Here is a 25,819-nt window from a genome sequence, read left to right as displayed (position 1 = left end):
GTCCTGCCACGTATACCCGCCATGCATGTAGCCTCTTAGCCGATGTCTGAGAACATTTCGACCACCAACGATGAGGCGTTCGCGCTCCCTACGCGCACCCGCAAGCTCACCGGTTGGGGTCGCACCGCACCCACCTCCGCCGAAGTGCTCTCGACCAGCGATCCGGAATTGATCGCCAAGGCCGTGAGCATGGTGGCGCAGGACAACGACTCGAAGCCGGCGCATCTGCGACGCGGCGTGATCGCGCGTGGCCTCGGCCGCTCGTACGGGGACAACTCGCAGAACGCGGGCGGCCTCGTCATCGACATGCCCGCGCTGAACAAGATCCACAGCATCGACGCGGCCACCCGCCTCGTCGACGTGGACGGCGGTGTCGACCTCGACCAGCTGATGAAGGCAGCGCTACCGTTCGGCCTCTGGGTTCCGGTGCTACCCGGCACCCGTCAGGTCACCGTCGGCGGCGCCATCGGCTCCGATATCCACGGCAAGAACCACCACAGCGCCGGGAGCTTCGGCAACCACGTGCGCTCGATGGATCTGCTCACCGCCGACGGTGTCGTCCGCACGATCACCGCCGCGTCCGATCCGGAACTGTTCTGGGCGACCATCGGCGGCTGCGGCCTGACCGGCATCATCCTGCGGGCCACCGTCGAGATGACCCCGACCGAAACGGCGTACTTCATCGCCGACGGCGACGTGACCAGCACCCTCGACGAGACCATCGCCTTCCACAGCGACGGGTCCGAGGACAAGTACGAATACAGCTCGGCCTGGTTCGACGCCATCAGCCCGCTGCCCAACCTGGGACGCGCGGCCATCTCGCGCGGCAACCTGGCCAAGGTCGACCAGCTGCCGAAGAAGCTGCAGAAAGACCCGCTGCGCTTCAACGGCAAAACCTTCTTCACGCTGCCCGACGTGTTCCCCAACGGGCTGGCCAACAAGTACACCTTCGGGCCGATCGGTGAGATCTGGTACCGCAAGTCGGGCACCTACCGGGGCAAGGCGCAGAGCCTGACCGCCTTCTATCACCCGCTCGACATGATGGGCGAATGGAACCGCGGTTACGGCTCCAACGGCTTCCTGCAGTACCAGTTCGTGGTTCCGCCGGAGTCGGTCGAAGAGTTCAAGCGCATCATCATCGACATCCAGAGCTCGGGTTTCTACTCGTTCCTCAACGTGTTCAAGCTGTTCGGCGAGGGCAACCAGGCCCCGCTGAGCTTCCCGTTGGCCGGCTGGAACATCTGCGTCGACTTCCCGATCTCGCGTGGGCTCAACGAGTTCGTCACCGAGCTCGACCGGCGCGTGCTCGAGTTCGGCGGGCGCCTCTACACCGCGAAGGATTCGCGCACCTCCGCGGAGACCTTCCACAAGATGTACCCGCGGATCGACGAGTGGATCAAGGTCCGCCGCAGCGTCGACCCGAACGGCGTGTTCATGTCCGATATGGCCAGGAGGCTGGAGCTCCAGTGATCAACGCAGTTGGCAACCCGCAGACCATCCTGCTCTTCGGCGGCACCTCCGAGATCGGTCTCGCGATCGTGGCCGAGTACCTGGCCAAGAGCCCGGCCCGGGTCATCCTGGCGAACCTGCCCGGCGACCCGCTGCTCGAGAACGCCGTCACCCAGGTGAAGGCCGCGGGCGCGACCCAGGTCGACGTCATCGACTTCGACGCGCTCGACACCGAGTCGCACCCCAAGGTCGTCGAATCCGCGTTCGCCGCGGGTGACGTCGACGTCGCGATCGTGGCGTTCGGTGTGCTCGGCGATGCCGAGGAGCTGTGGCAGAACCAGCGCAAGGCGGTCATCACCGTCGGCATCAACTACACCGCCGGTGTGTCGGTGGGCGTTCTGGTGGGCGAGAAGTTCAAGGCCCAGGGCCACGGCCGGATCATCGTGATGTCCTCGGTGGCCGGTGAACGCGTTCGCCGCTCCAACTTCGTCTACGGCTCCACCAAGGCCGGCCTCGACGGTTTCTACCTCGGCCTCGGCGAGGCGCTGCGTCCCTTCGGGCCGCGCGTCACCGTCATCCGGCCGATGCAGGTGCGCACCTCGGCGACCAAGGCCCACTGGGAAGCCACCGGCTCCAAGGAAGCCCCGCTCACCGTCGACCCGGAAGACGTCGCCAAGCTCGCCGTCGCCGCGTCGGAGAAGGGCACCGAGATCGTCTGGGCGCCGGGCGAGGCCCGCTTCCTGATGTCGGCTCTGCGCCATGTGCCGCGTCCGATCTTCCGCAAGCTCCCGATCTGATCGACTGCGTCTAGGACTGCCGCATCATCCCCGGATGGTGCGGCAGTTCTGCTTTTCGGCTCCACTAGGCTGGCCCGGACCGTGGAGCACAGTGGAGCCGGAGGATTGCGCGCCGATGACGACCAATGACGAGGTGCGGGCGGTGCGCAAGATCTGGAGCGGAGTCGGCGAGGGTGCTGCCGCCGCGGGTGTGGCGCTCGTCGTAGCCGTGGTGGGACTGTTCGCGTTCTCCGCGGTGCAGTGGCCCGCGTTCAACTCCTCCAATGTGACTCGTGCGCTGACCACGGTCGGACAGTTTGCCGCGGTCGCGCTGCTGGTGGCCTCGGTGCTGTTGATCCGGCTGCGCAAGTGGCCCGTGGTGGCGAAACTGCTGTCCTGGGTGGGAATCTCGAGCTTTGTCACCGTCACGCTGGGGATGCCACTGGCCGCGACGAAGCTGTACCTGTTCGGTGTCTCGGTGGATCAGGAATTCCGGACCGAATACCTGACCCGGCTCACCGACAGCGCCGCGCTGCGCGATATGACGTATGTGGATCTGCCGCCTTTCTATCCGGCCGGGTGGTTCTGGATCGGCGGGCGCGTGGGCACCGTGCTCGGGATGGACGGCTGGGAAGTGTTCAAGCCGTACGCGATCGGGCTGCTCGCCATCGCCGCCGCGGTGGCGCTGGTGTTGTGGATGCAGTTGGTGCGGGCCGACATGGCGGTGGGCGCGGCCGCCGCTGTCACGGCGATGACCTTGGCGTACGCCTCGCCGGAGGCTTATGGCGCGGTGCTCGTGGTGTTCATTCCGCCGGTGCTCGTGCTGGCGTGGGGTGCGTTGCATCGGCGATCCGGTGGGTGGGGCGCGGTGCTCGGGACGGGACTGTTCCTCGGGGTGGCGGCGTGCTTCTACACGTTGTACCTGGCGATCGCGGCGTTCACCGTGGTGATCATGGCGGTGGTGGCGGCCGGGTCCGCGATCTACGCGACACGGGCGGCCGGGCAGCGGGCCCGCCGGGTGGGCGGCGCCGCCTCGGCACCAGCCGGCGCTGCCTCGGCGAGCGCGTCGCCCGCCTGGCGTGCCGCGATCGCGCCGCTGACCAAACTGGCGGCGATCGGCGGTATCGCCATCGTGCTCGCCCTCGTCGTGTGGACGCCGTATCTGCTGAAGATGCTGTCCGGCGCGAAGATGCCGTCCGGCAACGCATTCCACTATCTGCCCGAATCCGGTGCCCAGCTCGCGTTCCCGATGCTCGAGTTCTCCCTGCGCGGAGCGTTCTGCCTGCTCGGCGTGCTGTGGCTGGTGATTCGGGCCGGATCATCCAGGCGCGCACAGGCCTTGGGCATCGGCGTCGTCTCGATCTACCTGTGGACGCTGCTCTCGATGACGGCGACCGCGGCGGGCACGACCCTGCTGTCCTTCCGGCTCGAGCCGGTCCTGCTCGCGTTGCTCGCCGCCGCGGGGGTTTTCGGTTTCGTCGAAGGCGCGACCGCTGTCTACCAGGCGTTGAACGAACCCGCCCCCCTGCGAACCGCGGCGGCGGCGATCGCCGTGCTCGGCGCTCTCGCCTTCGCCCAGATGATCCCCACCGTCCTCACCCACGAAATCGACACCGCCTACACCGACACCGTCCCCACCGACGTGCCGAACGCCGATGGCACCTTCGGGGAACGCGCGGACAAACGCAAGCCCTCAGCGGTGGCGTACTACCACGCGGTCGACGAGGCCATCCTGGCCCACACCGGCCGCCCCCGAGACGAATCCGTCGTCCTCACCGCGGACACCACCTTCCTGGCCTTCTACCCCTACTGGGGCTTCCAGGCCCTCACCTCCCACTACGCGAACCCCCTGTCCGACTTCAAAGCTCGCGCCGCCACTATCGCCGGCTGGAGCAAGCTCCCCGACTCCCCCGCCCTCGTCGACGCCCTCGCGAAATCCCCCTGGCGCGCCCCCGACGCCTTCCTCTTCCGCAACGACGGCGACAACTACACCCTGCGCCTGGCCGAGGACGTCTACCCCAACGACCCGAACGTCAAGCGCTACACGGTCTCGTTCCCCAAGTCCCTCTTCACCGACCCCGCCTTCACCACCACCGAAATCGGCCCCTTCACTCTGATCACAGTGCGCCGCTGACAGCGGACGCGTCGATCAGGAACCATCCTCGGAGTCCACGCGGAAGTCCCCGTCTTCCCCCGGCTCGATGCGCCGCACTGTCCCCACCTTGCTGATCCCCTTGTCGAACGAGCCGATCGACGAACCGGGATCAGCTTCAGCGAGCGCAACAAGGTAGGCATCGGCGAATGACAGCCGATGATGCTCGTAGACGTCGACGGCCCTGATCAGCACTGCGGGATCGTCGGTAGAGATATTGCGGGAGCCGATGATCGCCCGCGTCAACGCGGCCACCTCAGGTCTCGGCACTCGGTAGACACTCTGCAGCACGTACACCGTTTCCGCCACGATCAAGTCCGGCAGGTAGAACTCCTCGGACCGTCCGAGCATGGCGGTCGCACGCCTTCCCATGTCGGGCGGATCCTGCGTGAAATGCCTGACCAGGATGTTGGTATCCAAATAGACAGTCACGCCTCCTGATCCTCCCGCCACTGCTGCGTCCAGGCAGTTTCTTGGATTTCTTCCCACGAGCGACCTCGAACCTGCGGCGGAACCGGCACACTTCCGGCGAGGTCGAGCAGGTCGGGCGTTTTGGCGAGCACGACGACGTTGCCCTCCACTCGGAAGTGCACGTTGTCGCCCGTATGTAACTCCAACGCCTCGCGTACCGCCTTGGGCACTGTGAGCTGCCCCTTGGATGTCAGCCGAGCCAGCGCGTCCATGTCGATCTCCTTACCTAGATGTAAAAGTAAGGATAGCGCGGTCAAGCCGTAGTTCGGCCGAGGTAGTGGAGGAGTTCGTCGGTGGCGCCGTTGGCCGCTGCTTCGATGATGGGGGCGTAGGCGCCCCACTGGCGGAGGGGTTCGGTGATCTCGGCGGCGGCGCCGGAGCCGGGGGCCGGGTGGAGGGTGCGGGCGGCGGTCAGGAGGTGGGCTGACAGGTCGTCGGTGAGGGGCGACGGCTGGCCGGTGGCGATCGCGATGTCCCAGGCGTGGACTGCCGCGTCGAGGGCGGCGAGGGTTGCCGCGACGGGGGTCGGGAGGTCGCCGTGCGGGAGCGGGGTCGGGACGGTGGCGGTGTCGTCGGAGACCGTGGCCCAGGCCGCGGCGGTCTGGTCGACGGCTTCGCGGACCAGGGCGGCGGCGGAGCCGTCGATCTCGCCGGAGGGGTCGAAGGGGTTGTAGGACGGGCCGGGGCCGACTCCCAGGGCAGCGGCGTAGGCGAGTTGGTCGCCCGCGGCGTGCTGGACGACCTGGGTGACGGTCCAGTCCGAGCAGGGGGTGGGCAGGTTCCACTGGTCCTCGGCGATACCGGCCACGACGTCGCCGAGGGCCCGGTAGGAGGTGGCGACCACGTCGCGCCAGACGGTGTCGAGGGCTGCGGTGCTGTTCATGATGGTGCCTTTCGTTTCGGTGATGACTCCAGCCTAGAAACCTATTAGGCTGGTTTCTTTCCTAATTTTCGACGAGGTGAGAAATGGCCGCGACAACCCCGCGCGTACTGCGTCTGCTCGCTCTGCTGCAAGACCGCGCCTACACCGGACGCGAGCTCGCCGACCGCCTCGAGATCACCGAACGCACCGTGCGCAACGACATCGCACGGCTGCGCGAACTCGGCTATCCCGTCCATGCGGAACGAGGCGCGATCGGCGGGTACCGCCTCGGCCGCGGCGCGACCATGCCGCCGCTGCTCCTCGATGACGAGGAAGCGGTGGCGGTCGCGCTGTCCATCGCCGTGGCCCACGACGGGTCGCTCGCCGTCTCCGACATCGGCGACCAGCTCACCCGGGCACTGCGCAAGATCGAACAGATCCTCCCGAAACGCTTGCAGCGCAAGGTTTCCGCATTGCGCGACGCCACCGAGATCGGCCCCGCCACCACCGGTTCCCGCGAACCGGACGCGCCGGTCGCCGCGGGCATCCTCACCACCCTCGCCGACGCGGTCCGCCGCACCACCGCCGTCACCATCGAAACCTCCGGCGGCACAGCGGAACTCGAGCCCTACCGCCTGATCAATTGGCAACGTCGCTGGTACCTGGTCGCCTACAGCACGAGCACCCATGACTGGACGGCGCTGCCTGCCGCCGGGATCACCCGGGCGAAGACCGGTGCGCGCGTGTTCGCCCCGCGCACGCTCCCGCACGACGACCTGGTCGCCTTCGTCATGCGGCATATCGCCTCCACCGGCTGGCGCGTCCACGCCCGCGTCACCGTGCTCGAATCCGCGGAGACCGTCATCGCCAGGATCAACCCGGCGGTCGGCGTGGTCGAGCCGATCGACGAGCACAGTTGCGTGCTGCTCACCGGTGCCGACGCGATGGAGACGATCGCGATCTACCTCAGCATGTTGATGATGGATTTCCGCGTCGACGGCCCGCCCGAACTGGTCGCGCACCTGCGCACCCTGGCCCGTCGCTATACCGAATCGGTCGCCGGGTAGCCGCGGCGGATCGTGTCCGATCCGTGCCGGAACCCCGTGTTCATCCCGCTCGACGGCACTACACTGACGGGTGCGGCACGGTCGTCGCCGGCGGAGTCGAACCCCCCGGCGGCTGGCGTTGGAATCAGATCCTGCACGTCACGGGTCCCGGCGACCCGCTACCGGAGGAGGACGTATGTCCGATCCGTTGCACACGAGGGTGTGCCTCACCGGCCTGAACTGTTCCTGCCCGAGCATCAGCGTTTTCCTGGTGCCGGAACCGCTGGTTCTCGGCGGCCAGATGATGCACCTACTGGAACAGGCGCCACTCGCCGGGCGAATACCCCAACCCACCCCGGACGCCGAACTGATCGACCTGATCCAGGCTGTGCGGACGCCGCTGGACACCCGGGGACTCGCGCGCGCACAGCAGGTCGCGTTCGCCGGTCCGCGCCACGATCCGCCGGTCGCGCGGGAGGTGCTGCACGACCATCTCATCGAGGAACCCGCGCCATGGGGACTGGATGTGGACGACCCCGCGGAACTGACCCGGCTGGCGATGCTGCCCGAGCGGCGCATCGGAGTGCGCCGCATCGACGATTTCCAGGCGCATTCGGTCCGTCAGGCGATGGAGGCCGTCTACCGGTATTTCGCGATCGACCAGCGCATACCGTTGGTGTATCACGGCTTCGCCGACCCCCGCGACGGCTGGTTCGCCCTGCGCGCGTCGGCGGCGTGATCGCGGGCCTGTGTCGATCGACACCCGTTAGCCACTGGTGTGCGGAGGAGCGATAGACCACAATATGTGCGGTCAGTGTCAACAAACCGCGCGGTCGGTGTCGCGGGGCGGGTACGCTGCGAAATGTTGGAAGTTCGGCCGACCGAAATCAGGTTTTGGTAGCGCTGATCGGTACGGATGCAGAGGTATAGCTATGACGCTCAACCGACCGGAGCGGATCGATCTTTTGTTGTCACGGCCGCAACGTATCGGCCGTGAACCGGAACCGCGCGAGCAGCTCGGCTCGCTCGCCGCGATCGAGCGGGTCGTCATCGACGCCACCATCGCCCTGCTCGCACCCGGCCAGAAATTCGCCCTGCTGTGGTCGCTGCAGGTCGGCGAGCAGGCCGTCGCCGGAGTGCAGATCAAAGAGCGTGACGGAACGGTCACCAACCTGATGCCGCTCACCGAGGTGCTCGAATACCTCACCGATCACAAGCGCATGTCCTACGACCCGGACACCGGGGCCTGGCTCAGCGCCGAGATCTTCATCGCCGGTCCCACCCGGTACAAGACCAACTACTCCACTGGCTCGGTCGCCGACTGGATGCCCGAGGTCACAGCCGACGACCTGCGCGCCGAATTCACCGCCTTCCCGCGCCCCGACGCCGAGATCCCCGACTGGGCCCGGACCCAACTCGACTGGGCGGACCGCCGCACCGGGTGAGGCCCACCTTCGCCCATTAGGAGCGGCGCCGACCCGCGCACAGGTTCGATGGCTAGCATCAGACCCCGTGCGACCGGACCGATCTGAACGAGCGTTCACCCGATACCGCCTGATCGCCCTCGTCTGTGGGCTGCTCGGGTTCGTGCTTGCCCTGCTCACACCGCTGTTACCGGTGCGCCAGGACCGCGCGAGCCTGGACTGGCCGCAAGCGGGCGCCACCAGCATCGAGGCACCGCTGGTGTCGTATGTGCCGCAGCGACTCGACGCGCAGCTGCCGTGCACGATGCTCGACGGGCTGCCGGGTCCCGGGGCGGAGACCCCCACCACGACCACCCTGCTGACGACGATTCCGGTCGCCTCGGGCAAAGCCGACCGCGGGCTGAGCGTCACCGTGCGCGACGGCGTGCTGGGGGTGCAGGCGCGGGATGTGCCGATGCTGTCGGCGCCGATCGCCGAGATCGCCGGGTGCGAGCGGATCAGCATCGTCTCGACCATCGAGGCCACGACCGTCGAGTTCGCCGGGGCGGCGCGCCAGGACGGGACACCGTTCCGCAACACCGTCACCGTGGACAAGCGCCCGCAGATCGTCGGCGTCTACACCGACCTCGACTCGGCCGCCCTCACCGGCGCCCGGCTGCACGCCGATATCGACTCGCGCTTCACCTCAACGCCGACGACACTGAAATTGGCGACGATGATCGGCGCCGGGGTCTTCACCCTGCTCGCGCTGATCGCACTGCACCTGCTCGACACCGCCGACGGCCGCCGCGCCCGCCGCTTCCTGCCCCGGCACTGGTGGCGCATCACCCCGACCGACGTGGTGGTGGTCGTGACCTTGCTCGGCTGGCATGTGATCGGCGCCAACACCTCCGACGACGGCTACATCCTCAATATGGCGCGCGCGTCGGGCCCGTCGGGCTACATGGCGAATTACTACCGCTGGTTCGGGGTGCCGGAGGCGCCGTTCGGCTGGTCCTACGAACTGCTCGCCTGGATGACGAAGATCTCCGACGCCAGCCCGTGGATGCGTCTGCCCGCGCTCGCCGCCGGACTCCTCTGCTGGGCGGTGATCAGCCGAGAGGTGCTGCCCCGCCTCGGTGCTCGTGTGCGCCGCGACAAGGTGGCGCTGTGGACGGCGGGCCTGGTGTTCCTCGCCTTCTGGCTCCCCTACGACAACGGCCTTCGCCCCGAGCCGCTGATCGCGGCGGGTGCGCTGCTCACCTGGTGCCTCATCGAACGTGCCATCGCCACCGCGCGGCTGCTGCCTGCCGCCTTGGCGATCCTCATCGCCGCGTTCTCGCTGGCGGCGGGCCCGACCGGCCTGATCTGCATCGCCGCCCTGATCGCGGGCACCCGCCCGGTCATGCAGGTCATCATCAAGCGCGCCCAGGGTCTGCGCCCGCGCCGGATCGCCGCCGACAGCGCGTTCGACGCCGCCGATGACCAACCGGCGACCGATGCGAAGACCGTCGACGCGCCTGACTCGAACAGCCAGGCAAGCCCGGACAACACGGCAGGCTCGTCGGACCGGCTCTCCTTGGGCGCCAAGATCTTCCGCTACGCGGCACTGCTGGCTCCCGGCATCGCCGCGGGCACGCTGGTGCTCATCATCGTCTTCGCCGACCAGACGCTGGCCACCGTCATGGAGGCCACCCGGGTCCGCACACTCGTCGGCCCGAATGTCGCCTGGTTCGACGAACGCACCCGCTGGGACTCGCTGTTCATGCTGTCTCCCGACGGCTCGCTGGCCCGCCGTTTCGGCGTCCTGGTGATGCTGCTGTGCCTGCTCGTCTGCATCCTGCAGGTGCTGCGCAAGGGCCGCATCCCCGGCACCTCGCGCGGCCCCTCGGTGCGCATCCTGGGCATCGTCTTCGCCGCGCTGCTGCTGATGATGTGGACGCCGACCAAGTGGACCCACCACTTCGGTGTCTACGCGGGCCTGGCGGGTTCGCTGGCGGCGCTGGCGGCGGTCGCGGTGGGCACCAACGGCATCAAGGCCCCACGCAATCGAGCGCTGTTCGCCGCGGCGGTGCTGTTCTTGCTCGCGATGACCTTCACCGGCTCCAACGGCTGGTGGTACGTCTCCAGCTACGGCGTGCCGTTCTGGGACAAGGCGCCGATGGTGGCGGGCAAGGGCGTTTCGACGCTGTTCCTCGGTCTCAGCATCCTCGCGCTGCTGGTCGCCTTGTATTTCCATCTGCGTGCCCCGTATAGAACACCCGGCGACACAGGGCGTTTCGACCGGTTCGCGACCATGCCGCTCACCATCGCGGCGGCGTTGCTCGTGCTGTTCGAGGTGGCGTCGATGGCCAAGGGCGCCATCACCCAGTACCCCGCCTACTCCATCGCGAAGTCGAATTTCAATTCGCTGCAAGGTAATACGTGCGGCCTGGCCAATGATGTTCTGGTGGAATCGAATACGGCCGATTCCCTGCTCAGCCCCTACACCGGCGCCCCCGCCGACGGCCTGAACGCCGAATCCACCGGCTTCACCCCGGACGGCGTGGCCGACGACCTCACCGCCGACGCCGACGAGACCGTGGTCGGCGGCGCCAACTCGGTCGACACCGATTCCGCCAACAAGACCACCAAGACCACCGGCGCCGGCACCGGCGGCGGCACCAGCGCCGAACCCGGCATCAACGGCAGCACCGTCGCCCTGCCGTTCGGTCTCGACCCCGCCCGCACTCCGGTCCTCGGCTCCTTCCAGGACGGCGTGCAGCAGCAGGCGAAGCTCACCTCACAGTGGTATCGCGTCGACCTCGGCGTGCGCGACGATCCCGCGTATCAGGCCCTCGTGGTCACCGCGGCCGGGCGGATCCGCTACGTCGACACCGACGGCGTCGTGCACTACGGCCAGGACCTGCGCCTGGAATACGGCACCCGTGCCGCCGACGGTTCCGTCGAGGTGACGGGCTCGGTCGCGCCGATGGATATCGGTCCGGCCCCGTCGTGGCGCAACCTGCGCGTGCCGATCGATCAGCTGCCCGTCGGCGTGAACGCGGTGCGCCTGGTCGCCGCCGACAACGACATCACCGGCAAGCAGTGGCTCGCGGTGACGCCGCCGCGACTGCCGAAACTGGTCACCCTGGACTCGGTGGTCGGCCGGACCGCCCCGGTGCTGCTCGACTGGCACGTCGGCCTCGCGTTCCCCTGCCAGCGCCCGTTCGAGCACCACGACGGCGTCGCGGAGGCTCCGCAGTGGCGGATTCTGCCCGACCGGGTCGGCTCGGACGCGTCCAACGCCTGGCAGGACGACATCGGCGGCGGCCCGCTGGGGTGGACAAATCTGCTCCTGAAGGCCGAGACTGTGCCCACGTATCTCGACCACGATCTCGGTCGCGACTGGGGCTCGCTGGAGCGGTTCACGCCGTATCAGCCCGCGCCGCCCGCGAAGATCGGGGTGACTGTGATCGATCAGTCAGGTCGAGCGAAAGAACCGGCAATTCGGGCGCAGTAGAACGGCGTAGAGACTCTGGCAGCGTAAGGGCAGTGACCGGGCACTTGCCCATGTCGCTAACGAAACCCTCAGTGTCCGTTAGGGTTTCGGTTAGATGAAACACCTGTAAATGACAGCGTAAAGGTCCTGTGCCTGCACGTTTGAGCACGTACCCTGGTGGGTATGACAGGAGCCTTCGATGACATGGATCTACGAGATCTCGTCGAGTTGCTCAGCAACGACGAGAAGCAAGAACTACGACCGGCCGTAATGCGGGTACTGGAAAGACTGCCTTCACAAGAGGTATTACGCCGCGACCTGAACCGTCGCATGCTCAACGTCTGACTCCTGTCCCCCATCCAACCGAAAAGGCGCGGACCACATAAACGTGATCCGCGCCTTTTACTGTCCGGCCGAGGTCAGAACACCCGCAGCGGTCCCGGGCTCCACAGCCCGTTGCGCGAGGCCGTGTCGGTCGCCAGCTGTGCGGGCGTGGCCTGCGCGTACTGGTCGTAGCGTTCCAGCGAGCCCCAGTCGCGGGCCCAGTCGTCCTTCAGGTAGGTCGGGATGGTGACCCGGGCCGCCAGCATTTGCGTCATGCCGAGCGGACCACCGAACTCCTGCGCCTGCCAGGTGTCGGTCGAGGAGATCGCCAGCGGGCGGTCCGGCAGGATCCGGTAGTTCGGCACCTCGGCCACGCCGTTCTTGTGCGCGAACGGGCGCTGGCACGGGAACTGCAGGCCGACGGCCCAGTCGAGCAGGACCGGCTGGTCCCGGCCGATGAAGGTGTCGAGGGTCTGCAGCTTCGGCACGCGCGGCGGGGTGAACGCCAGCCACTGGTCGCCGATCAGGATCGGGTCGTTGACCATCACGCGCACCGCGTTCACCTCGGCCGGAAGGTCGGCCAGCGGCACGCGCAGGTTGCGCCACGACGGGGCGGGACCGATATCGCGCGGCTGGTAGGCCCCGAGCGTGGTGACACTGCCGTCGGGGTTGCGGGTGCCGTATTCGACGAACAGCGCCTGACCGTACTTGTCGGAGCCGGAGTCGTCCTTGGAGGCGATGCGACCGGCCGCGCTGATCACGACCAGCGGCGAGTCGTCCGAGCGGGCGGGCAGACCGTACCAGGCCGATTCCAGGTGGGCGGGCTGCTGCATGCCCTCCTGGTAGGAGCCGAGAATCGGGGTCTGCGCGGGGTCGAGGCCGAACGGCAGCGCCACCGTGGAGCCGTTGACGCCGAGCGCGCCCTCACCACCGCCGGTGCCCGCGCTCTCGCCTTCGGCGAAGGCCGCGCCGACCGACTGGTTGCTGGTGTTGCCGGTGCCCGGCTTCACCTCGACCGCGTCGGCCGACAGGTCGCCCGGGACGCCGTTGGGGGTGAACCCGACCGAGCCGGTGCCCGCGAGCGGGTCGTTGGGGTCGGTGAACGGCCGGGCCGGGTCGATGATGGGGTCGAGCCTGCCGCCGTTCGGATCGGGTTCGACCAGCACGTCGTTGGCCAGGCCACACGAGTTGTTGCTCAGCGCGTCGATGTTGGAGCGGCCGAGCGAGTAGCCGGGGTACTGCTGGGTCGCGCCCTTGACCAGCGAGAGCACTTCGAACAGCACCATCAGGCCGACCACGATGGTCAGCGGAATGGCGGCGAACTTGCGAATCCTGTTGCCGCGCTTGGTCTTCGCCGACGGCACCGGCTTCACATAGTCCTCGCGCAGCGCGTACCAGCCCACCAGGGCCAAGGCCAGGCCGAACAGGATGAGCATCACCGTGTTCGAGTGGACGCCGCGCAGCGAGATGGTCTTGTCGAACCACGGCACGCCGTAGCTGGACACGTACCAGTAGCCGTTGATGCCCGAGAACGACAGCGCCAGCACGAACAGCAAACCGGCCAGGAAGATCGCCCGGTTCTTGCGTGAGCGCAGCGCGCTCTGCGAGACCGCCACCGCTGTCACCGCCGCGAGCCCACCCGCGATACCGGCGTAGGCGCCGAAGTGGTGGGTCCACTTGGTGGGGTTGAACATCATGAAGAAGATCGTGCCGAAGACGATCCCCATCAGCCGCCACGTCGGACCCGACGCGATCCCCGGCACCTGACGGCGGCGCAGCAGCACCAGCAGCGTCGTGAACAGGCACAGCAGCATCACCAGGAAGGCGAACCGGCGGGCCAGCGAGCCGTCGACGGTCTCGACGAACATGTAGTAGTAGCGCAGGTAGTCCTCGTACCAGGCCAGGTTCGGGCCGGTGGCCTGCCGGACCCGGTTGGCTTCCTGGATGCCGGCGAAGGTCTGGTCGCCGTAGACCACCGTGAGCACGAGCACGCCCGCCGAGGCGATCGGAGCCAGCAGCGGGAGCGTGCCGAACTGGCGATGACGGCGCACGATGATCCGCACCAGCGGCCGGATACCGGCCAGCAGCGCGGCCACACACATCAAGCCGGTCGGCGCCGCGGCGAGGGTGAACGCGGCGATCAGCACCGCGATGCCCGCGGGCAGCAGGCGACCGGTGGCGATGGCGCGTTCGATGGAAACCCAGGTGAGCAGTGCGCCCAGGGCGACGATGGGCTCCGAGCGCAGGCCGTTGTCGAACGGCAGCCAGAACGCCAGGAACACCAGTCCACCGGTCCACAGCGCCACCTGAGAGCGCTTCACGGCATTGCCCAGGCGCGGCACCACCTCGCGGCTGATCACCATCCAGCACAGGATCGCGCAGATCAGCGCGGGCACGCGCACCCACGGGCTGGCCGTGGAGATCTCCGCGAACACCTGGATGACGTAGTAGTACCAGCCGAACGGGGCCTCGGGGACGCCGTACCAGCGGAAGTAGTTGGCCATGTAGCCCGCGTCGGGGGCCACGCGCACCATCGACAGGATGTAGCCGTCGTCGGAGGTGTTGGCGCCGACGAAATGCCACACCAGCAGCGTGCCGATCACGGCGCCGTCGGCCCAGGTGGGCTTGAGCCAGTTGCGCGGCAGGAACCGGCGGTGCCCGCGCCCGTCACTACCGTCGAGACGGCCGAGCGCGGCCAGCGCCAGCAGGGTGCACAGCACAGCCGCGACGATCGCGACCAGCTTGATCAGCGACGGGCTCGACGAGAAACGGGTGTCGATCGTCGAGGTGAGTGAAAGACCCTGCGGCACCTCACCCTTCAGATCGGTGAACACGCCCACGATCTGCGGCCGCAGGTCACCGGCGAGCTGCCCCTGCACGGGCACCTGCACGGTTTCCACCGCACCCGGCTGACCGGCGATCGGCCGCTCGACCTGCTTGGTGAGCCCCACGAACTCCGCGGTCGTGCGGTCCTGATCGGACTTGATCAGGATCGCCGAGCACCCGTCCATCGCCGACCGCTCCGCCGACGCGACCACCGCGTTGCGGTCCACCACATCGACCGCGGTATCGGAGACGCGCACGAACAGCGCCTCCAAGGCCGCCCGATCGCCCTGCGGGGGCGCGGTCGCCAGCAGCATCCCGCCCTGCTCGGGCAGCGTCGACACGGCACTACACGGAATCGACACATTCAGATCGATCGGCACCTGCGACATCAGCGGCGCCTGCACATTGCCGAGCGAACCGTTCTGTGGCCAGTTCAATTGCGCGGTCGTCTGAGTGACCGGCAGGAACGGCGTCGCCACCGCGAACAGGGCACCGAGAATTCCGGCGACCATCGCGATCCATCGCGCGGTCCGGAAGTCCTTCGCGGAGGCCACCGGTTCGGCAGGAGGCTTGGAGAGAACAGCTGTTGCGGCGTCTGGCACGGTTCGACATGCTAGCTGTCCCCCGGTACTTGTGAGGGGTCGCACGCCTCAGCGGTGTACTTCCCTAGACTCGACTCCATGACCAAGGTGAATCTCGAAACCAATTACGGACCGATCGTGCTCGAGTTGGACGACCAGGCCGCGCCGAACACGGTCGCCAACTTCGTGAACTACGTGAACTCGGGCCATTACGCCGGCACCGTGTTCCACCGCGTCATCCCCGGTTTCATGGTGCAGGGCGGCGGCTTCGAACCCGGCCTGAAGCAGAAGCCGACCCAGGCGCCGATCCAGAACGAGGCCACCAACGGCCTGAAGAACGACAAGTACACCGTGGCGATGGCCCGCACCAACGACCCGCACTCGGCCACCGCCCAGTTCTTCATCAACATCTCCGACAACGCCTTCCTCAACCACACCGCCCCCCAGGGCCAGGGCTGGGGCTACGCCGTCTTCGGCAAGGTCACCGACGGCACCGAGGTAGTCGACAAGATCGCCGCCGTCACCACCGGCAGCGCGGGCCCCCACCAGGACGTCCCCGTCGACGACGTCATCATCGAATCCGCCACCGTCGCTTAATTCTTCGACGTAGTGTGCCGGGCCGTCACCGAATTCATCGGTGGCGGCCCGTTTTTCGATCGGCTCCCGGAATGCGACTCCGGCTGTCGAGTCGTCGCCGATGCGATCGTGAAGGTGTCGCGGGGCACGGGGTACGGTGTCTCGACTGATCAAAGTTCTTGGGGGAATACGTGAAAGACCTTCTTTACTCGGTGCTGGGCGTTGTATTCGGCGCCTTCCTCGTTTTCGGCGGAATCGCCACACTCAACAGCGGCGCCGATTGCGGCGGCAAGAGCATGTCGGCGGGCGAGACCTGCGTGACGAGCAGCAAGGGCTCATCGGTGGAGCGGGATGCCGCCGGGCAACAAGCCCAGAACGAGCGCACCGGGTGGATGCTGATCGGCGGCGGCGCGCTGATGAGCGTCGGCTCCGCGTTCTGGCTGCGAAGCAATCTCCGGTCGCGCCGGGCCCGCCGCGCCGCCACCGCACCGCAGGGCTACCCGCCCGTCGGTGGGCCGATGCCCGCACCCAATGGGCAGCCGCAGTGGCAACAGGCCGCACCTGCTCCGTATGGCGCGCCACAAGCCCAGGGCCAGTGGCCGCAGGGAGCTCCCGGCTACGGCGCACCCGCCTACGCGCCGCACGCCCAGAATCAACCGCAGGCGCCGCACCCGGGCGCCGGGTACAACCCACACCCGAACTACCGGCGGTAACGGGTCAGCAAGCGCTGACGAAAACTGCCCGCCGCCATACGCCGATCCGGATTCGTTGCGAACGCGAATCCCCCAGTCGAGGTGTCGGCGCTCTTCCCCCATGGAGATCGATCTCGGCAAGATCTGATCCACGCATACGCGAAAGGGCCGCCTCGGACGGTGTCCGGGGCGGCCCTTTCGGGGTTCTGGTTACAGCGGCAACACGTGGTGCTTGCGCGGGTTGCGCTGGATCTTCTTGTCCTGGAGCAGTTTCAGGGCTCGGCGGAGTTCGAGGCGGGTGTTGGCCGGTTCGATGATGGCGTCGATGAAGCCTCGTTCGGCGGCAACCCACGGGGTGGCGACGTTTTCGTTGTAGAAGTTGATCAGGTTCTGGCGGATCGCGTCGCGCTGGTCTTCAGGGGCGGCGGCGATCTGGGCGGCGCCGAGGAGGCTGACGGCGCCCTCGGCGCCCATGACGGCGATGCGGGCCGTGGGCCAGGCGAGGTTGATGTCGGCGCCGAGCTGCTTGGAGCCCATCACCGCGTAGCCGCCGCCGTAGGACTTACGGACCACCAGGGTGATCTTGGGGACCGAGGCCTCGACGTAGGAGAACAGGAAGCGGCCACCACGCTTGATGACGCCGACCTTTTCCTGTTCCACGCCGGGCAGGAAGCCGGGGGTGTCCACCACGAAGACCAGTGGGATCTCGAAGGCGTCGCACAGGCGGACGAAGTGCGAGGCCTTGTCGGAGGCACGGGCGTCGAGCGCGCCCGCCGCGGCCATCGGCTGGTTGGCGACGACGCCGACGGTGCGGCCGTCGATGCGGGCGTAACCGGTGATGATGTTCTGGCCGGTGTCGGCGCTGATCTCCTTGAACTCACCGTCGTCGAAGATGCGCAGCAGGATGTCGTACATGTCGTAGCCGGCGTTGTCGGAATCCGGCATGAACGTGTTCAGCTCGCGGTCGGAGTCGGTGATCTCCGGTTCCAGACCGGGGTTCACCACCGGCGGCAGTTCCTGGCAGCTGCTCGGCATGTAGCCCAGGTACTCGCGCACCCAGGTGAAGGCCGCTTCCTCGTCCTTGGCGACGTGGTGGATGTTGCCGTACTGCGCCTGCGTGCGCGCACCGCCCAGCTCCTCGAGGCTCACGTCCTCGCCGGTGACCTCTTTGATGATCTTCGGGCCGGTGACGAACATGTGCGCGGACTCGGTCGCGACCACCACATCGGTGCAGATCGGCTCGTACACCGCGCCACCGGCGCAGTTACCGAGGATCACCGACACCAGCGGAACCATGCCGGAGAGCGGCTCGAGGTTGGTCGCCATCCAGGCGTACCAGGCCAGCGAGCTGATCGCTTCCTGCACCCGCGCGCCACCGGAATCGTTGATGCCGACCAGCGGGATGCCGACCTTCGACGCGTACTGCATCAGCCCGCACAGCTTGCGACCGAACGCCTCACCGACCGAACCGCCGTACACGGTCTGATCATGGGAGAACACCGCCACCGGCCGACCCTCGACCTTGCCGTGGCCGACGACGACACCGTCACCGTAGAGGGCGGTCGGGTCGCCGGGCTTGCGCACCAGCGCGCCGATCTCGACGAAGGTGCCGGGATCGAGCAGCTGGTTGATCCGGTCGCGGGCGCTGGGGATGCCCTTGTGCGCCCGCTTCGCGATGCCCTTCTCGCCAGCGGGCTCTTTGGCGAGCTCGAGCCGCTCGTGTAGATCGGCAAGCTTTTCGGCGGTCGTGCTCACTTACTTATTCTCCCTCAGCGGAAATCGCGGCCAGCTTGGCGGCGAGGTCGGCACCGATCTGGCCGATCCGCGGTTCGTCGACAATCTGCAGGTGGTCGCCCGGGATGTGGACGACCTCCAGGTTCGGAACGTACTCGTCCCAGCCGCCGTTCGGCCGACGATCAGCGAAGCGGGGCTCGAGCTCGATCGCGCCGTCGTGGTAACGATCGGCCAGGTAGAGCACCACATCACCGTCGTACTGCCGGGGCTCCACTGCGAGCAGGGCCCGGTTCTCAAGCCACGACGTGCGCTGGTGCTCGAGCACACCGCCGGGGATCTTCGCACCGGAGAGCTTGATCAGGTCGCTGATCATCGAGAACTGCTCGGCATCGGACACCGCCGCCAGTTCCTCGATCTGCTCCCGGTCGAGGGTGCTGGGAACGTTGTAGGTCTTCTTGGCGAAGGCCTGGTACCGCTCGAGGCGACGCACGCGCTCCTCGGGGCTGTTGTCCTCGCCCTCGACCGTCATCGCGAGGTCGATCAGGCCGACGTGGCGCACGTCGGCACCTTCCTCGCGCAGCAGCTGGCCGACCTGCATGGCCAGCACAGCACCCAGCGACCAGCCGTACAGCACGTACGGACCGTTGCCCTGGATCTTGCGCAGCTCCGGAAGGTACTCGCGCGCACGGTCTTCGATAGAACCCTCGACCCGTTCGAAGCCGTAGACCGGGGTGTCGGCGGGCAGTCGCTTCATCAGCGGCTCGTAGACCAGGGTGTTGCCACCGGCGGGGTGGAAGACGAACAGCGGGACGGTGTCGGAACCCTCGGGACGGGCACGCAGCGGGCGAATGAAGCCCTCCACGTCGGCACCGCTGTCTTGCAGGTTGCGCACGACATCGGCGAGCTGCTCGATGGTTTCGCAGTCGAGCACGTCGTCGACGGTGATCTCGGCACCGACTCGCTCGGTGAGGCGGGCCGCCATCTTCTCGGCGACCTCCTCCTCGAGGATCGGCAGAGTGTTGAAGATGCCACCGGGCGAAGCACCGGTGACGACGGCCCAGGTGGCGTAGGTCAGGCGCTCAGGCGCGTCACGTGGCGGAACGTTGTCCTCGTCACCGGCGGCGGCATCGGCGAAGTAGTCGATATCGGCAACCACCGGCTCGGCAGCAGTCTGCTCCGAAGCCGGCTCGCCCGCAGTCACTACGTCGGCGGCAGCCACCGGAGCAGCAGCAGCTTCCGGCGACAGCTCGGCTTCGGCCTTCTTCGCCACCGCCAACGGATCCTCACCCGCGGCGATCGCGGCCCGAGCCGCCTCGACGAAGTTGGCGTCGACACCCAGCTCGACATCTTCACCGGCGGCCTTGGCGGCAGCCTGCTTCTCCGCCATCGCCGCGACCTCGTCGCGATGCTCGATCGCGTAGCGCAGCACCTTCGACACCTCGTGGAGGCTGGCGTCGCGCACCGCGGAGATCTGCAGCTGCGGGATGTCGAATTCGTATTCGACGCGGTTCTTGATGCGCATGGCCATCAGCGAATCGAGGCCGAGCTCCATCAGCGGGATCTCCATCGGGAGGTCCTCGACGGCGTAACCCATCGATTCGGCGACGATGACGCACAGCCGCTGCTCGATGGTCTCGCCGCTGTCGGCGCTCCAGCGGTCGCCGGTGGCGATGGCGATCTCGGCGGCGGTGGGCTCTGCTGCCGCAGCCGGAACCGCAACGGCGGCAACCGGTTCGGGCAACGGAGCACCGGAGGTGACGACCGCGTCGAACAGCAGGGAGAACCCGGCGCCGGACTTGGCGTGCACCTGGACCGACGCACCACCGAGGTGGGGAGTCAGCGTGGTGGTCAGCGTGCCCGCGGTGGGCAGCGCGGCATGCGCATGTGAAACAGAGACCGAGACAGTGGAAAAGACCTGTGCGGCAGCGGATGTCACCAGCACCGCGAGGTCACTCACCGAGGACGCCTGGATCTCCCAGGCGTGGCGGCCGTCCGGCATCGCCACGTGCGCGCCGGGCACCCGGGTGCTCCCGCCGCCCGAGGAGATCGACACCTTGGGCCAGTACTCCTTGCGCACGAACGCGGTGCGCGGCACATCGGCGTAATCGCCTTCGGGCAGCAGCGAACTCAGGTTCACAGCATGGCCGTGCACGTAGAGCTGGGCGAGGGCGCCGATCACACCGGCGGACTCGTCTTCCTTGCGCTTGAGCGTGGGAATGAGCTGCGCGTCGTGCACCCCCGCCGCGAACGTGGTGCCCAGAACCTGCATCAGCGCAACGGAATTGGGCGCCAGTTCGAGGAACGTGGTGTGCCCGGAGTCGACGGCGGCCTTCACCGCGTTGGTGAACCACACGCTGTGGCGCAGGTTCTTCACCCAGTAGGGCTCGTCGTGGATCGGATCGGAACCGGGCTTGAAGTACAGGCCCTCGTGCACCGTCGAGTACAGGCCCACCTTCAACGAGGTCGGCTCGATGCCCGCCAGCTCGGCGGCGAGTTCGCCCAGCAGCGGATCCATCTGGGAGGTGTGGCCCGCACCGCGGGTCGGCAGGATGCGGGCGAACTTGCCCATCGCCTCGACCTCGGCGACGATCTGCTCGACCTGGTCACGCGGTCCGCCGATGACGGTGTTGGTCGGCGCGGCGTACACCGCGCACTCCACATCGGGGTACTTCGGCAGCAGCTGCGCCACATCGTGGGCGCTGAGTTCGACCAGTGCCATATTGCGCACTTCGTCGTCGGTGAGCATCTGCTCGCCTTCGCCCATCAGGCGCGAGCGGGCGCAGATCACGCGCACCGCGTCTTCGATCGACAGGCCACCGGCAATGTAGGAGCCGGCCACCTCACCCATCGAATGACCGACCACCGCGGACGGTTGCGCGCCGTGGGCGCGCAGCAACGCGGCGAGGCCGAGCTGGATGGTGAAGATGCCGACCTGGCAGGTGCCGACGTCGTAGTCCTGCTCGTCGTCGAGGAACATCTCGCGGATCGAGTAGCCCGCCTCGTCCTGCACCAGCTCGTCGACCTCGTCGACGGTCTTGCGGAAGATCGCGTTCTCACCGTAGAGCTGCTTGGCCATCTTGCGATGCTGGGAGCCGAACCCGGAGAACACCCAGATCGGACCGTTGGACGCGGGCGCATCGGCGGTGAACACACCGGCGCCCGGCTTGCCCTCGGCGATGGCGCGCAGGCCGGCGACGGCCTCTTCGCGGGTCTTGGCCACCACCACACCGCGCGAACGCTGGTGGCTGCGCTTGGCCAGCGAGCGGGCGACATCGGTCAGCGGCACATCCTTGCCCGCGCCTTCCAGCCAGTCGGCCAGCTCGGCGGCGGCGCGCTTGCGACGCGAGGGCAGGTAGGCCGAAACGGCCAGGACCACGGGCAGCGGCTCGTCGCGCTCGCCGTCCCATTCGACGAACGGCGGTACCGGCTCGACAGCGGCCTCGGTGATCGCGACGGCCTCGGCGACCACATCGGTGGTCTCCTCGCCCTCGATCTCCTCGGCGGCGACCTGCTCCGGGGTGACGTCCTCGACGACCGGGGCCGTCGGCACGTACTCCTGCAGCACCACGTGCGCGTTGGTGCCACCGAATCCGAAGCCGGAGATGCCGACGGTCGCGACGCCGCTGTAGCGCGGGTACTCGGTCGCTTCGTCGACGACCTTGAGATTGGCCTGCTCGAACGGGATGTACGGACTCGGGCCCGCGTAGTTGATGCTCGGCGGAATCACGTTGTGCTGGAACGACATCAGCACCTTCGCGAGACTCGCCACGCCCGCGCCCGATTCGAGGTGACCGAAGTTGGTCTTGGCCGAACCGAGCAGGGCGGGCTTGTCGGCGTCACGGCCGCGACCGATCACGCGGGCCAGCGCCTCGGCTTCGATCGGATCGCCGATGGGGGTGCCGGTGCCGTGCGCCTCGATGTAGTCGACGGTGTTGGGGACGATGCCCGCGTCGCGGTAGGCGGCGCGCAGAACATCGGCCTGTGCGTCGGGGTTGGGCGCGAACAGGCCGTTGGAGCGGCCGTCGGAATTCACCGCGGAACCCTTGATGACGCCCAGGATGTTGTCGCCGTCACGCTCGGCGTCGGCCAGGCGCTTGAGCACGACCATGCCCGCGCCTTCGGAGCGGACCATGCCGTCGGCGTCGGAGGAGAACGCCTTGATGTGCCCGTCCTTGGCGACGGCGCCGTTCTGGTCGAAACCGAGGGTGATGACCGGGGCCAGGATCATGTTCACGCCACCGGCGAGCGCCACCTCGGCCTCACCGGTGCGCAGCGCGCGCACGGCCTGGTGCACGGCCACGATGGTCGACGAGCAGGCGGTGTCGACGGTGACCGACGGGCCACGGAAGTCGTAGAAGTAGGAGACGCGGTTGGCGATGATGCCGGTCGAGCCGCCGAGCAGCGCGTATCCGCGCGAGGAGGCAGGCGCATCGGGATCGGTGTCGCCGAGACCGAGCGAGGCGACCATCTGGAAATCGTTGGTGGACGAGCCGACGAACACGCCGACCTGACCGCCCTTGAGGTCACTGGCCGGGATGCGCGCGTGCTCGAGCGCTTCCCAGGTGAGCTCCATCATCAGGCGCTGCTGCGGGTCGACCTGCTCGACCTCGATCGGCGACATCGCGAAGAACTCGGCGTCGAAGCCCTTGATGACGTCCTGGTCCAGGTAGCCGCCGAGAGTGTTGGCCTGGTCGATGGACTTGGCCACCGACGGATCGGCCAGGAACTCCGACCAGCGACCTTCGGGCAGCTCACGGATCGCGTCACCGCGCCCGATGATGAACTCCCAGGTCGACTCGGGCGTGGTGCCCGCACCCGGCAGACGCGTGGACAGGCCGACCACCGCGACATCGTGCGCCTCGGACGGCGCGAACGCGGCGGTGTACTCCGAGGAGTCCTCGGCAGGCGGCTCCGGCTCACCGTGCACGATGACCTCGGCCAGCGAGGCGATCGTCGGGTGCTGGTAGACCACCGTCGGGGTCAGCACCACACCGGTGAGGTCCTCGATGTCACCACCGAGGGCGAGCGCATCGCGCGAGGCGAGCCCGAACTCCTCCATCGGCCGGTCGACGGTGATCGCGTCGACCGACTGCCCGGTCGCGTCGGCGACCCAGCGGCGCAGCCATTCGCGCAGCTCGGCTACCGAAAGCTCACCGCTCGTCGGTGGGGTCGCGTTGTCACCGGAGGGAGTCATCGCACGGTCTTCATTCTGGGCGCCATCGTTGTCACCGGAAGCGGTCGTCCTGGGACGATCACTGTTCTGGGAGCCATCGTTATGAACCATCAGTCCTCAAGCTACCTGTCTGTGTGCAGGGCGCGCCGTGGAACTCGACGCCCGGCATGCGCAGGGCACGCCGGGCGTCGTCTCCGTGTCGAGCCAATTACTCTTCCGGTGCATCGGGGAAAGCCTGCTGGGTGTAACCACCGCGCAGCGTTCCCTCGAGGTAGGCGGCCTTGCAGGCGCGCCGGGCGATCTTGCCGCTGGACGTACGCGGGATGGAACCCGCGGGCACCAGCAGGATGTCACGAGCGGTCACACCGTGACGCATCGAGACCGCGGCACGCACCGCGTCGGCGATCGGGGCCGGGTCGGCCTTACCGGCGCCGGGGCCACGTTCGGCCACGACCACCAGCTGCTCCGACGCGTCGTCGACGTCGAACTTCAGGCCGGAATGGCTGTCGGCGGCGAAGACCTCGGCGGGCAGCTGGTTGGCAGGCACCGCGAAGGCCGCGACGAAACCGGGCCGCAGCGACTTGGATGCCTCCTGCGCGGAGAACTCCAGATCCTGCGGGTAGTGGTTGCGTCCGTCGACGATCACCAGGTCCTTGACGCGACCGGTGATGTAGAGCTCGCCCTCGAAGTACACGCCGAAGTCGCCGGTGCGCATCCAGTCGGCATCGGGATCGGTGCCGTCGGTGTGCCCACCCTCGACGGGCTCGGTGACCTTGTTGCGGAACGCCTTGGTGGACTCGGCGGGGCGACCCCAGTAACCGATGCCCATGTTGTTGCCGTGCAGCCAGATCTCGCCGACCTGACCGTCGGGCAGCTCGCGACCCTGCGCGGTGTCCGCCGATTCGGGATCGATGATCGCGGCCCACTGCGACAGCCCGACGTAACCACACGACACCTGCGCGATGGCGGTCTCGTCGGACTGGTCGACGCGCACCATGCGGCCCGCGTTGAGCTCGTTGCGATCGACGTAGACGTACTTGGCCTCGTCCTCGGCACGGGTGGCCGAGACGAACAGCGTGGCCTCCGCCATGCCGTAGCAGGGCTTGATCGCGGTCTTGGGCAGACCGTACGGCGCGAACGCCTCGTTGAACTTCTTCATCGAGGAGACCGTCACCGGCTCGGACCCGTTGATCAGGCCGATCACGTTCGACAGGTCGAGCGACTCGCCCGCCTTGGGCACACCACGCGCCGCGGCGTGCTCGAACGCGAAGTTCGGCGCGGCCGCGAACGTGCCGGCACCGTCGGAGACCGCGGCCAGCTCGTTGATCCAGCGCGACGGACGGCGCACGAACGCGCTCGGCGACATGATGGTGATGAACTTGCCGCCGACCGCGGGCAGGATCACCGTGAGCAGGCCCATGTCGTGGAACAGCGGGAGCCAGGTGACACCGCGCGAGTTCTCGTTCATGTTCAGCGAGTTGATCATCTGCAGCAGGTTGGTGCCGACCGCGCGGTGGGTGATCTCCACACCGGCCGGTACCCGGGTGGAACCCGAGGTGTACTGCAGGTAGGCGATGTCGTCGATCGCGGTGTCGGGGCGCACCCAGGAGTCACCGAGGGTGTCCGGGATGGCGTCGACGGCGATGATGCGCGGGCGCTGCGCGGCGGGCAGCGAGCGGAAGAACTGGCGCACACCGGCGGCCGAGGAGGTCGCGGTGAGGATCGCCGAGGGCTCACAGTCACCGAGGACGGCGTGCAGGCGGTCGGTGTGACCCGGCTCGTCGGGATCGAACAGCGGCACCGAGATGGTGCCCGCGTAGATCGCCGCGAAGAAGGAGATCACGTAATCCAGGCCCTGCGGCGCGAGAATCGCGACCCGGTCGCCCGGGTTGGTCACCTGTTGCAGGCGAGCAGCCACCGCGCGCAGCCGTACTCCGAACTCCTGCCAGGTCAGCTCGTGCACCTCGCCGTCGCGTTCCCGCGAATAGTCGATGTAGCGGTACGCGAGCGTATTCGCATCGTTACGGGTGTGCTTCTCGACGTGATCGACCAGGGTCCGACCCTCGGGAATGTTGATATTCCCGGTTTCGTCCAGGTAGTCGTCGAAAGTCTCTTCCATTCCTTCTTCTCCTTGCGAGGACGCGATGACAAGCTCTGCGGCCTCGACTCGCTATATCGCCACCGGCAGTCGAGCTCACACGAACGTGCGTCGACAGCCTGCGGATTTTCGAGCGGTCTGCGCGGTGACCGCTATCGGCTAGATGTTCTCAAAC

At 67.7% G+C, this 25,819-nt stretch carries 17 protein-coding genes; 10 read left to right on the top strand and 7 right to left on the bottom strand.

The genetic code is table 11. The features are described from left to right. Positions 1-54: 54 nt before the first annotated feature. From ACFWFP_RS19230 to ACFWFP_RS19220, 3 genes are all read left to right on the top strand, one after another. A complete protein-coding gene (locus ACFWFP_RS19230) occupies positions 55-1,470 on the top strand; it encodes an FAD-binding protein (protein WP_379296836.1) in 1,416 nt (471 codons plus the stop codon). Further along, a complete protein-coding gene (locus ACFWFP_RS19225; protein WP_379296754.1) occupies positions 1,467-2,246 on the top strand; it encodes a decaprenylphospho-beta-D-erythro-pentofuranosid-2-ulose 2-reductase in 780 nt (259 codons plus the stop codon). Before ACFWFP_RS19230 ends, ACFWFP_RS19225 begins: the two co-directional genes overlap by 4 nt. A gap of 115 nt (positions 2,247-2,361) precedes the next feature. Further along, entirely contained in the window at positions 2,362-4,359 is a 1,998-nt protein-coding gene (locus ACFWFP_RS19220; protein WP_379296752.1) for a galactan 5-O-arabinofuranosyltransferase, read from the top strand. A 15-nt stretch (positions 4,360-4,374) separates the two neighbouring features. Here ACFWFP_RS19220 and ACFWFP_RS19215 read toward each other — a convergent pair whose 3' ends face one another. The 3 genes from ACFWFP_RS19215 to ACFWFP_RS19205 are packed head-to-tail and all read right to left on the bottom strand — an operon-like array spanning position 4,375 to position 5,731. Continuing rightward, positions 4,375-4,809 (bottom strand): PIN domain-containing protein, encoded by a 435-nt coding sequence (locus tag ACFWFP_RS19215; protein ID WP_379296750.1) that lies wholly within the window; start codon positions 4,807-4,809, stop codon positions 4,375-4,377. After that, positions 4,806-5,060 (bottom strand): AbrB/MazE/SpoVT family DNA-binding domain-containing protein, encoded by a 255-nt coding sequence (locus tag ACFWFP_RS19210; RefSeq protein ID WP_379296748.1) that lies wholly within the window; start codon positions 5,058-5,060, stop codon positions 4,806-4,808. The genes ACFWFP_RS19215 and ACFWFP_RS19210 overlap by 4 nt, the downstream gene beginning before the upstream one ends. 41 nt (positions 5,061-5,101) lie before the next feature. Then, positions 5,102-5,731, bottom strand: a complete 630-nt coding sequence (locus ACFWFP_RS19205) for a TIGR03086 family metal-binding protein (RefSeq protein ID WP_379296746.1) — start codon at positions 5,729-5,731, stop codon at positions 5,102-5,104. 83 nt (positions 5,732-5,814) lie between these two features. Between ACFWFP_RS19205 and ACFWFP_RS19200 the strand changes: the two genes are divergently transcribed. The 5 genes from ACFWFP_RS19200 (at position 5,815) to ACFWFP_RS19180 (ending at position 11,985) form a co-directional block, all read left to right on the top strand. Continuing rightward, positions 5,815-6,777 carry a helix-turn-helix transcriptional regulator gene (locus ACFWFP_RS19200; RefSeq protein ID WP_379296744.1) on the top strand — a complete coding sequence of 321 codons (963 nt, stop codon included), beginning with the start codon at positions 5,815-5,817 and terminating at the stop codon, positions 6,775-6,777. A 175-nt stretch (positions 6,778-6,952) separates the two neighbouring features. Then, positions 6,953-7,495, top strand: coding sequence for a hypothetical protein (locus ACFWFP_RS19195; protein WP_379296742.1), 543 nt, complete (start codon positions 6,953-6,955; stop codon positions 7,493-7,495). 193 nt (positions 7,496-7,688) lie between these two features. Continuing rightward, a complete protein-coding gene (locus tag ACFWFP_RS19190; protein WP_379296741.1) occupies positions 7,689-8,201 on the top strand; it encodes a hypothetical protein in 513 nt (170 codons plus the stop codon). 67 nt (positions 8,202-8,268) lie between these two features. Beyond that, positions 8,269-11,661 carry an arabinosyltransferase domain-containing protein gene (locus ACFWFP_RS19185; RefSeq protein ID WP_379296739.1) on the top strand — a complete coding sequence of 1,131 codons (3,393 nt, stop codon included), beginning with the start codon at positions 8,269-8,271 and terminating at the stop codon, positions 11,659-11,661. A 162-nt stretch (positions 11,662-11,823) separates the two neighbouring features. Continuing rightward, entirely contained in the window at positions 11,824-11,985 is a 162-nt protein-coding gene (locus tag ACFWFP_RS19180; RefSeq protein ID WP_156677619.1) for a hypothetical protein, read from the top strand. Between the two features lie 74 nt (positions 11,986-12,059). Here ACFWFP_RS19180 and ACFWFP_RS19175 read toward each other — a convergent pair whose 3' ends face one another. Next, a complete protein-coding gene (locus ACFWFP_RS19175) occupies positions 12,060-15,392 on the bottom strand; it encodes an arabinosyltransferase domain-containing protein (protein WP_379296737.1) in 3,333 nt (1,110 codons plus the stop codon). A gap of 78 nt (positions 15,393-15,470) precedes the next feature. On the opposite strand from ACFWFP_RS19175, the gene ACFWFP_RS19170 reads away from it, so the two are divergent. Next, the gene (locus tag ACFWFP_RS19170; protein ID WP_378661228.1) at positions 15,471-15,968 is read left to right on the top strand and encodes a peptidylprolyl isomerase; all 498 of its coding nucleotides are present in this window, start codon (positions 15,471-15,473) and stop codon (positions 15,966-15,968) included. A 170-nt stretch (positions 15,969-16,138) separates the two neighbouring features. Further along, positions 16,139-16,660 (top strand): hypothetical protein, encoded by a 522-nt coding sequence (locus ACFWFP_RS19165; RefSeq protein WP_379296735.1) that lies wholly within the window; start codon positions 16,139-16,141, stop codon positions 16,658-16,660. Between the two features lie 189 nt (positions 16,661-16,849). Here the strand turns inward: ACFWFP_RS19165 and ACFWFP_RS19160 are convergent, their stop codons facing one another. The 3 genes from ACFWFP_RS19160 to fadD32 all read right to left on the bottom strand — a co-directional run bounded on the left by ACFWFP_RS19160 (position 16,850) and on the right by fadD32 (position 25,665). Beyond that, positions 16,850-18,394, bottom strand: a complete 1,545-nt coding sequence (locus ACFWFP_RS19160; RefSeq protein ID WP_379296733.1) for an acyl-CoA carboxylase subunit beta — start codon at positions 18,392-18,394, stop codon at positions 16,850-16,852. A gap of 4 nt (positions 18,395-18,398) precedes the next feature. Further along, the gene (gene pks13 / locus ACFWFP_RS19155; RefSeq protein WP_379296731.1) at positions 18,399-23,567 is read right to left on the bottom strand and encodes a polyketide synthase Pks13; all 5,169 of its coding nucleotides are present in this window, start codon (positions 23,565-23,567) and stop codon (positions 18,399-18,401) included. Between the two features lie 187 nt (positions 23,568-23,754). Next, positions 23,755-25,665: a long-chain-fatty-acid--AMP ligase FadD32 gene (fadD32, locus tag ACFWFP_RS19150; protein WP_379296729.1), complete on the bottom strand. Its 1,911-nt coding sequence runs from the start codon at positions 25,663-25,665 to the stop codon at positions 23,755-23,757. Positions 25,666-25,819 lie beyond the last annotated feature (154 nt).

This window comes from Nocardia sp. NPDC060249 (genome assembly GCF_042728755.1).
GTDB lineage: Bacteria > Actinomycetota > Actinomycetes > Mycobacteriales > Mycobacteriaceae > Nocardia.
Note: the sequence above shows the minus strand (reverse complement) of the source record. Positions and strands in the feature narration are given on the sequence as shown.

Bases quoted from the DNA above. Each gene is read 5' to 3' on its own strand.
- ACFWFP_RS19195 (WP_379296742.1), top strand. From the start codon at position 6,953: ATGTCCGATCCGTTGCACACGAGGGTGTGCCTCACCGGCCTGAACTGT.
- ACFWFP_RS19210 (WP_379296748.1), bottom strand. From the start codon at position 5,060: ATGGACGCGCTGGCTCGGCTGACATCCAAGGGGCAGCTCACAGTGCCC.
- ACFWFP_RS19200 (WP_379296744.1), top strand. From the start codon at position 5,815: ATGGCCGCGACAACCCCGCGCGTACTGCGTCTGCTCGCTCTGCTGCAA.
- ACFWFP_RS19170 (WP_378661228.1), top strand. From the start codon at position 15,471: ATGACCAAGGTGAATCTCGAAACCAATTACGGACCGATCGTGCTCGAG.
- fadD32 (WP_379296729.1), bottom strand. From the start codon at position 25,665: ATGGAAGAGACTTTCGACGACTACCTGGACGAAACCGGGAATATCAAC.
- ACFWFP_RS19190 (WP_379296741.1), top strand. From the start codon at position 7,689: ATGACGCTCAACCGACCGGAGCGGATCGATCTTTTGTTGTCACGGCCG.
- ACFWFP_RS19180 (WP_156677619.1), top strand. From the start codon at position 11,824: ATGACAGGAGCCTTCGATGACATGGATCTACGAGATCTCGTCGAGTTG.
- ACFWFP_RS19220 (WP_379296752.1), top strand. From the start codon at position 2,362: ATGACGACCAATGACGAGGTGCGGGCGGTGCGCAAGATCTGGAGCGGA.
- ACFWFP_RS19205 (WP_379296746.1), bottom strand. From the start codon at position 5,731: ATGAACAGCACCGCAGCCCTCGACACCGTCTGGCGCGACGTGGTCGCC.
- pks13 (WP_379296731.1), bottom strand. From the start codon at position 23,567: ATGACTCCCTCCGGTGACAACGCGACCCCACCGACGAGCGGTGAGCTT.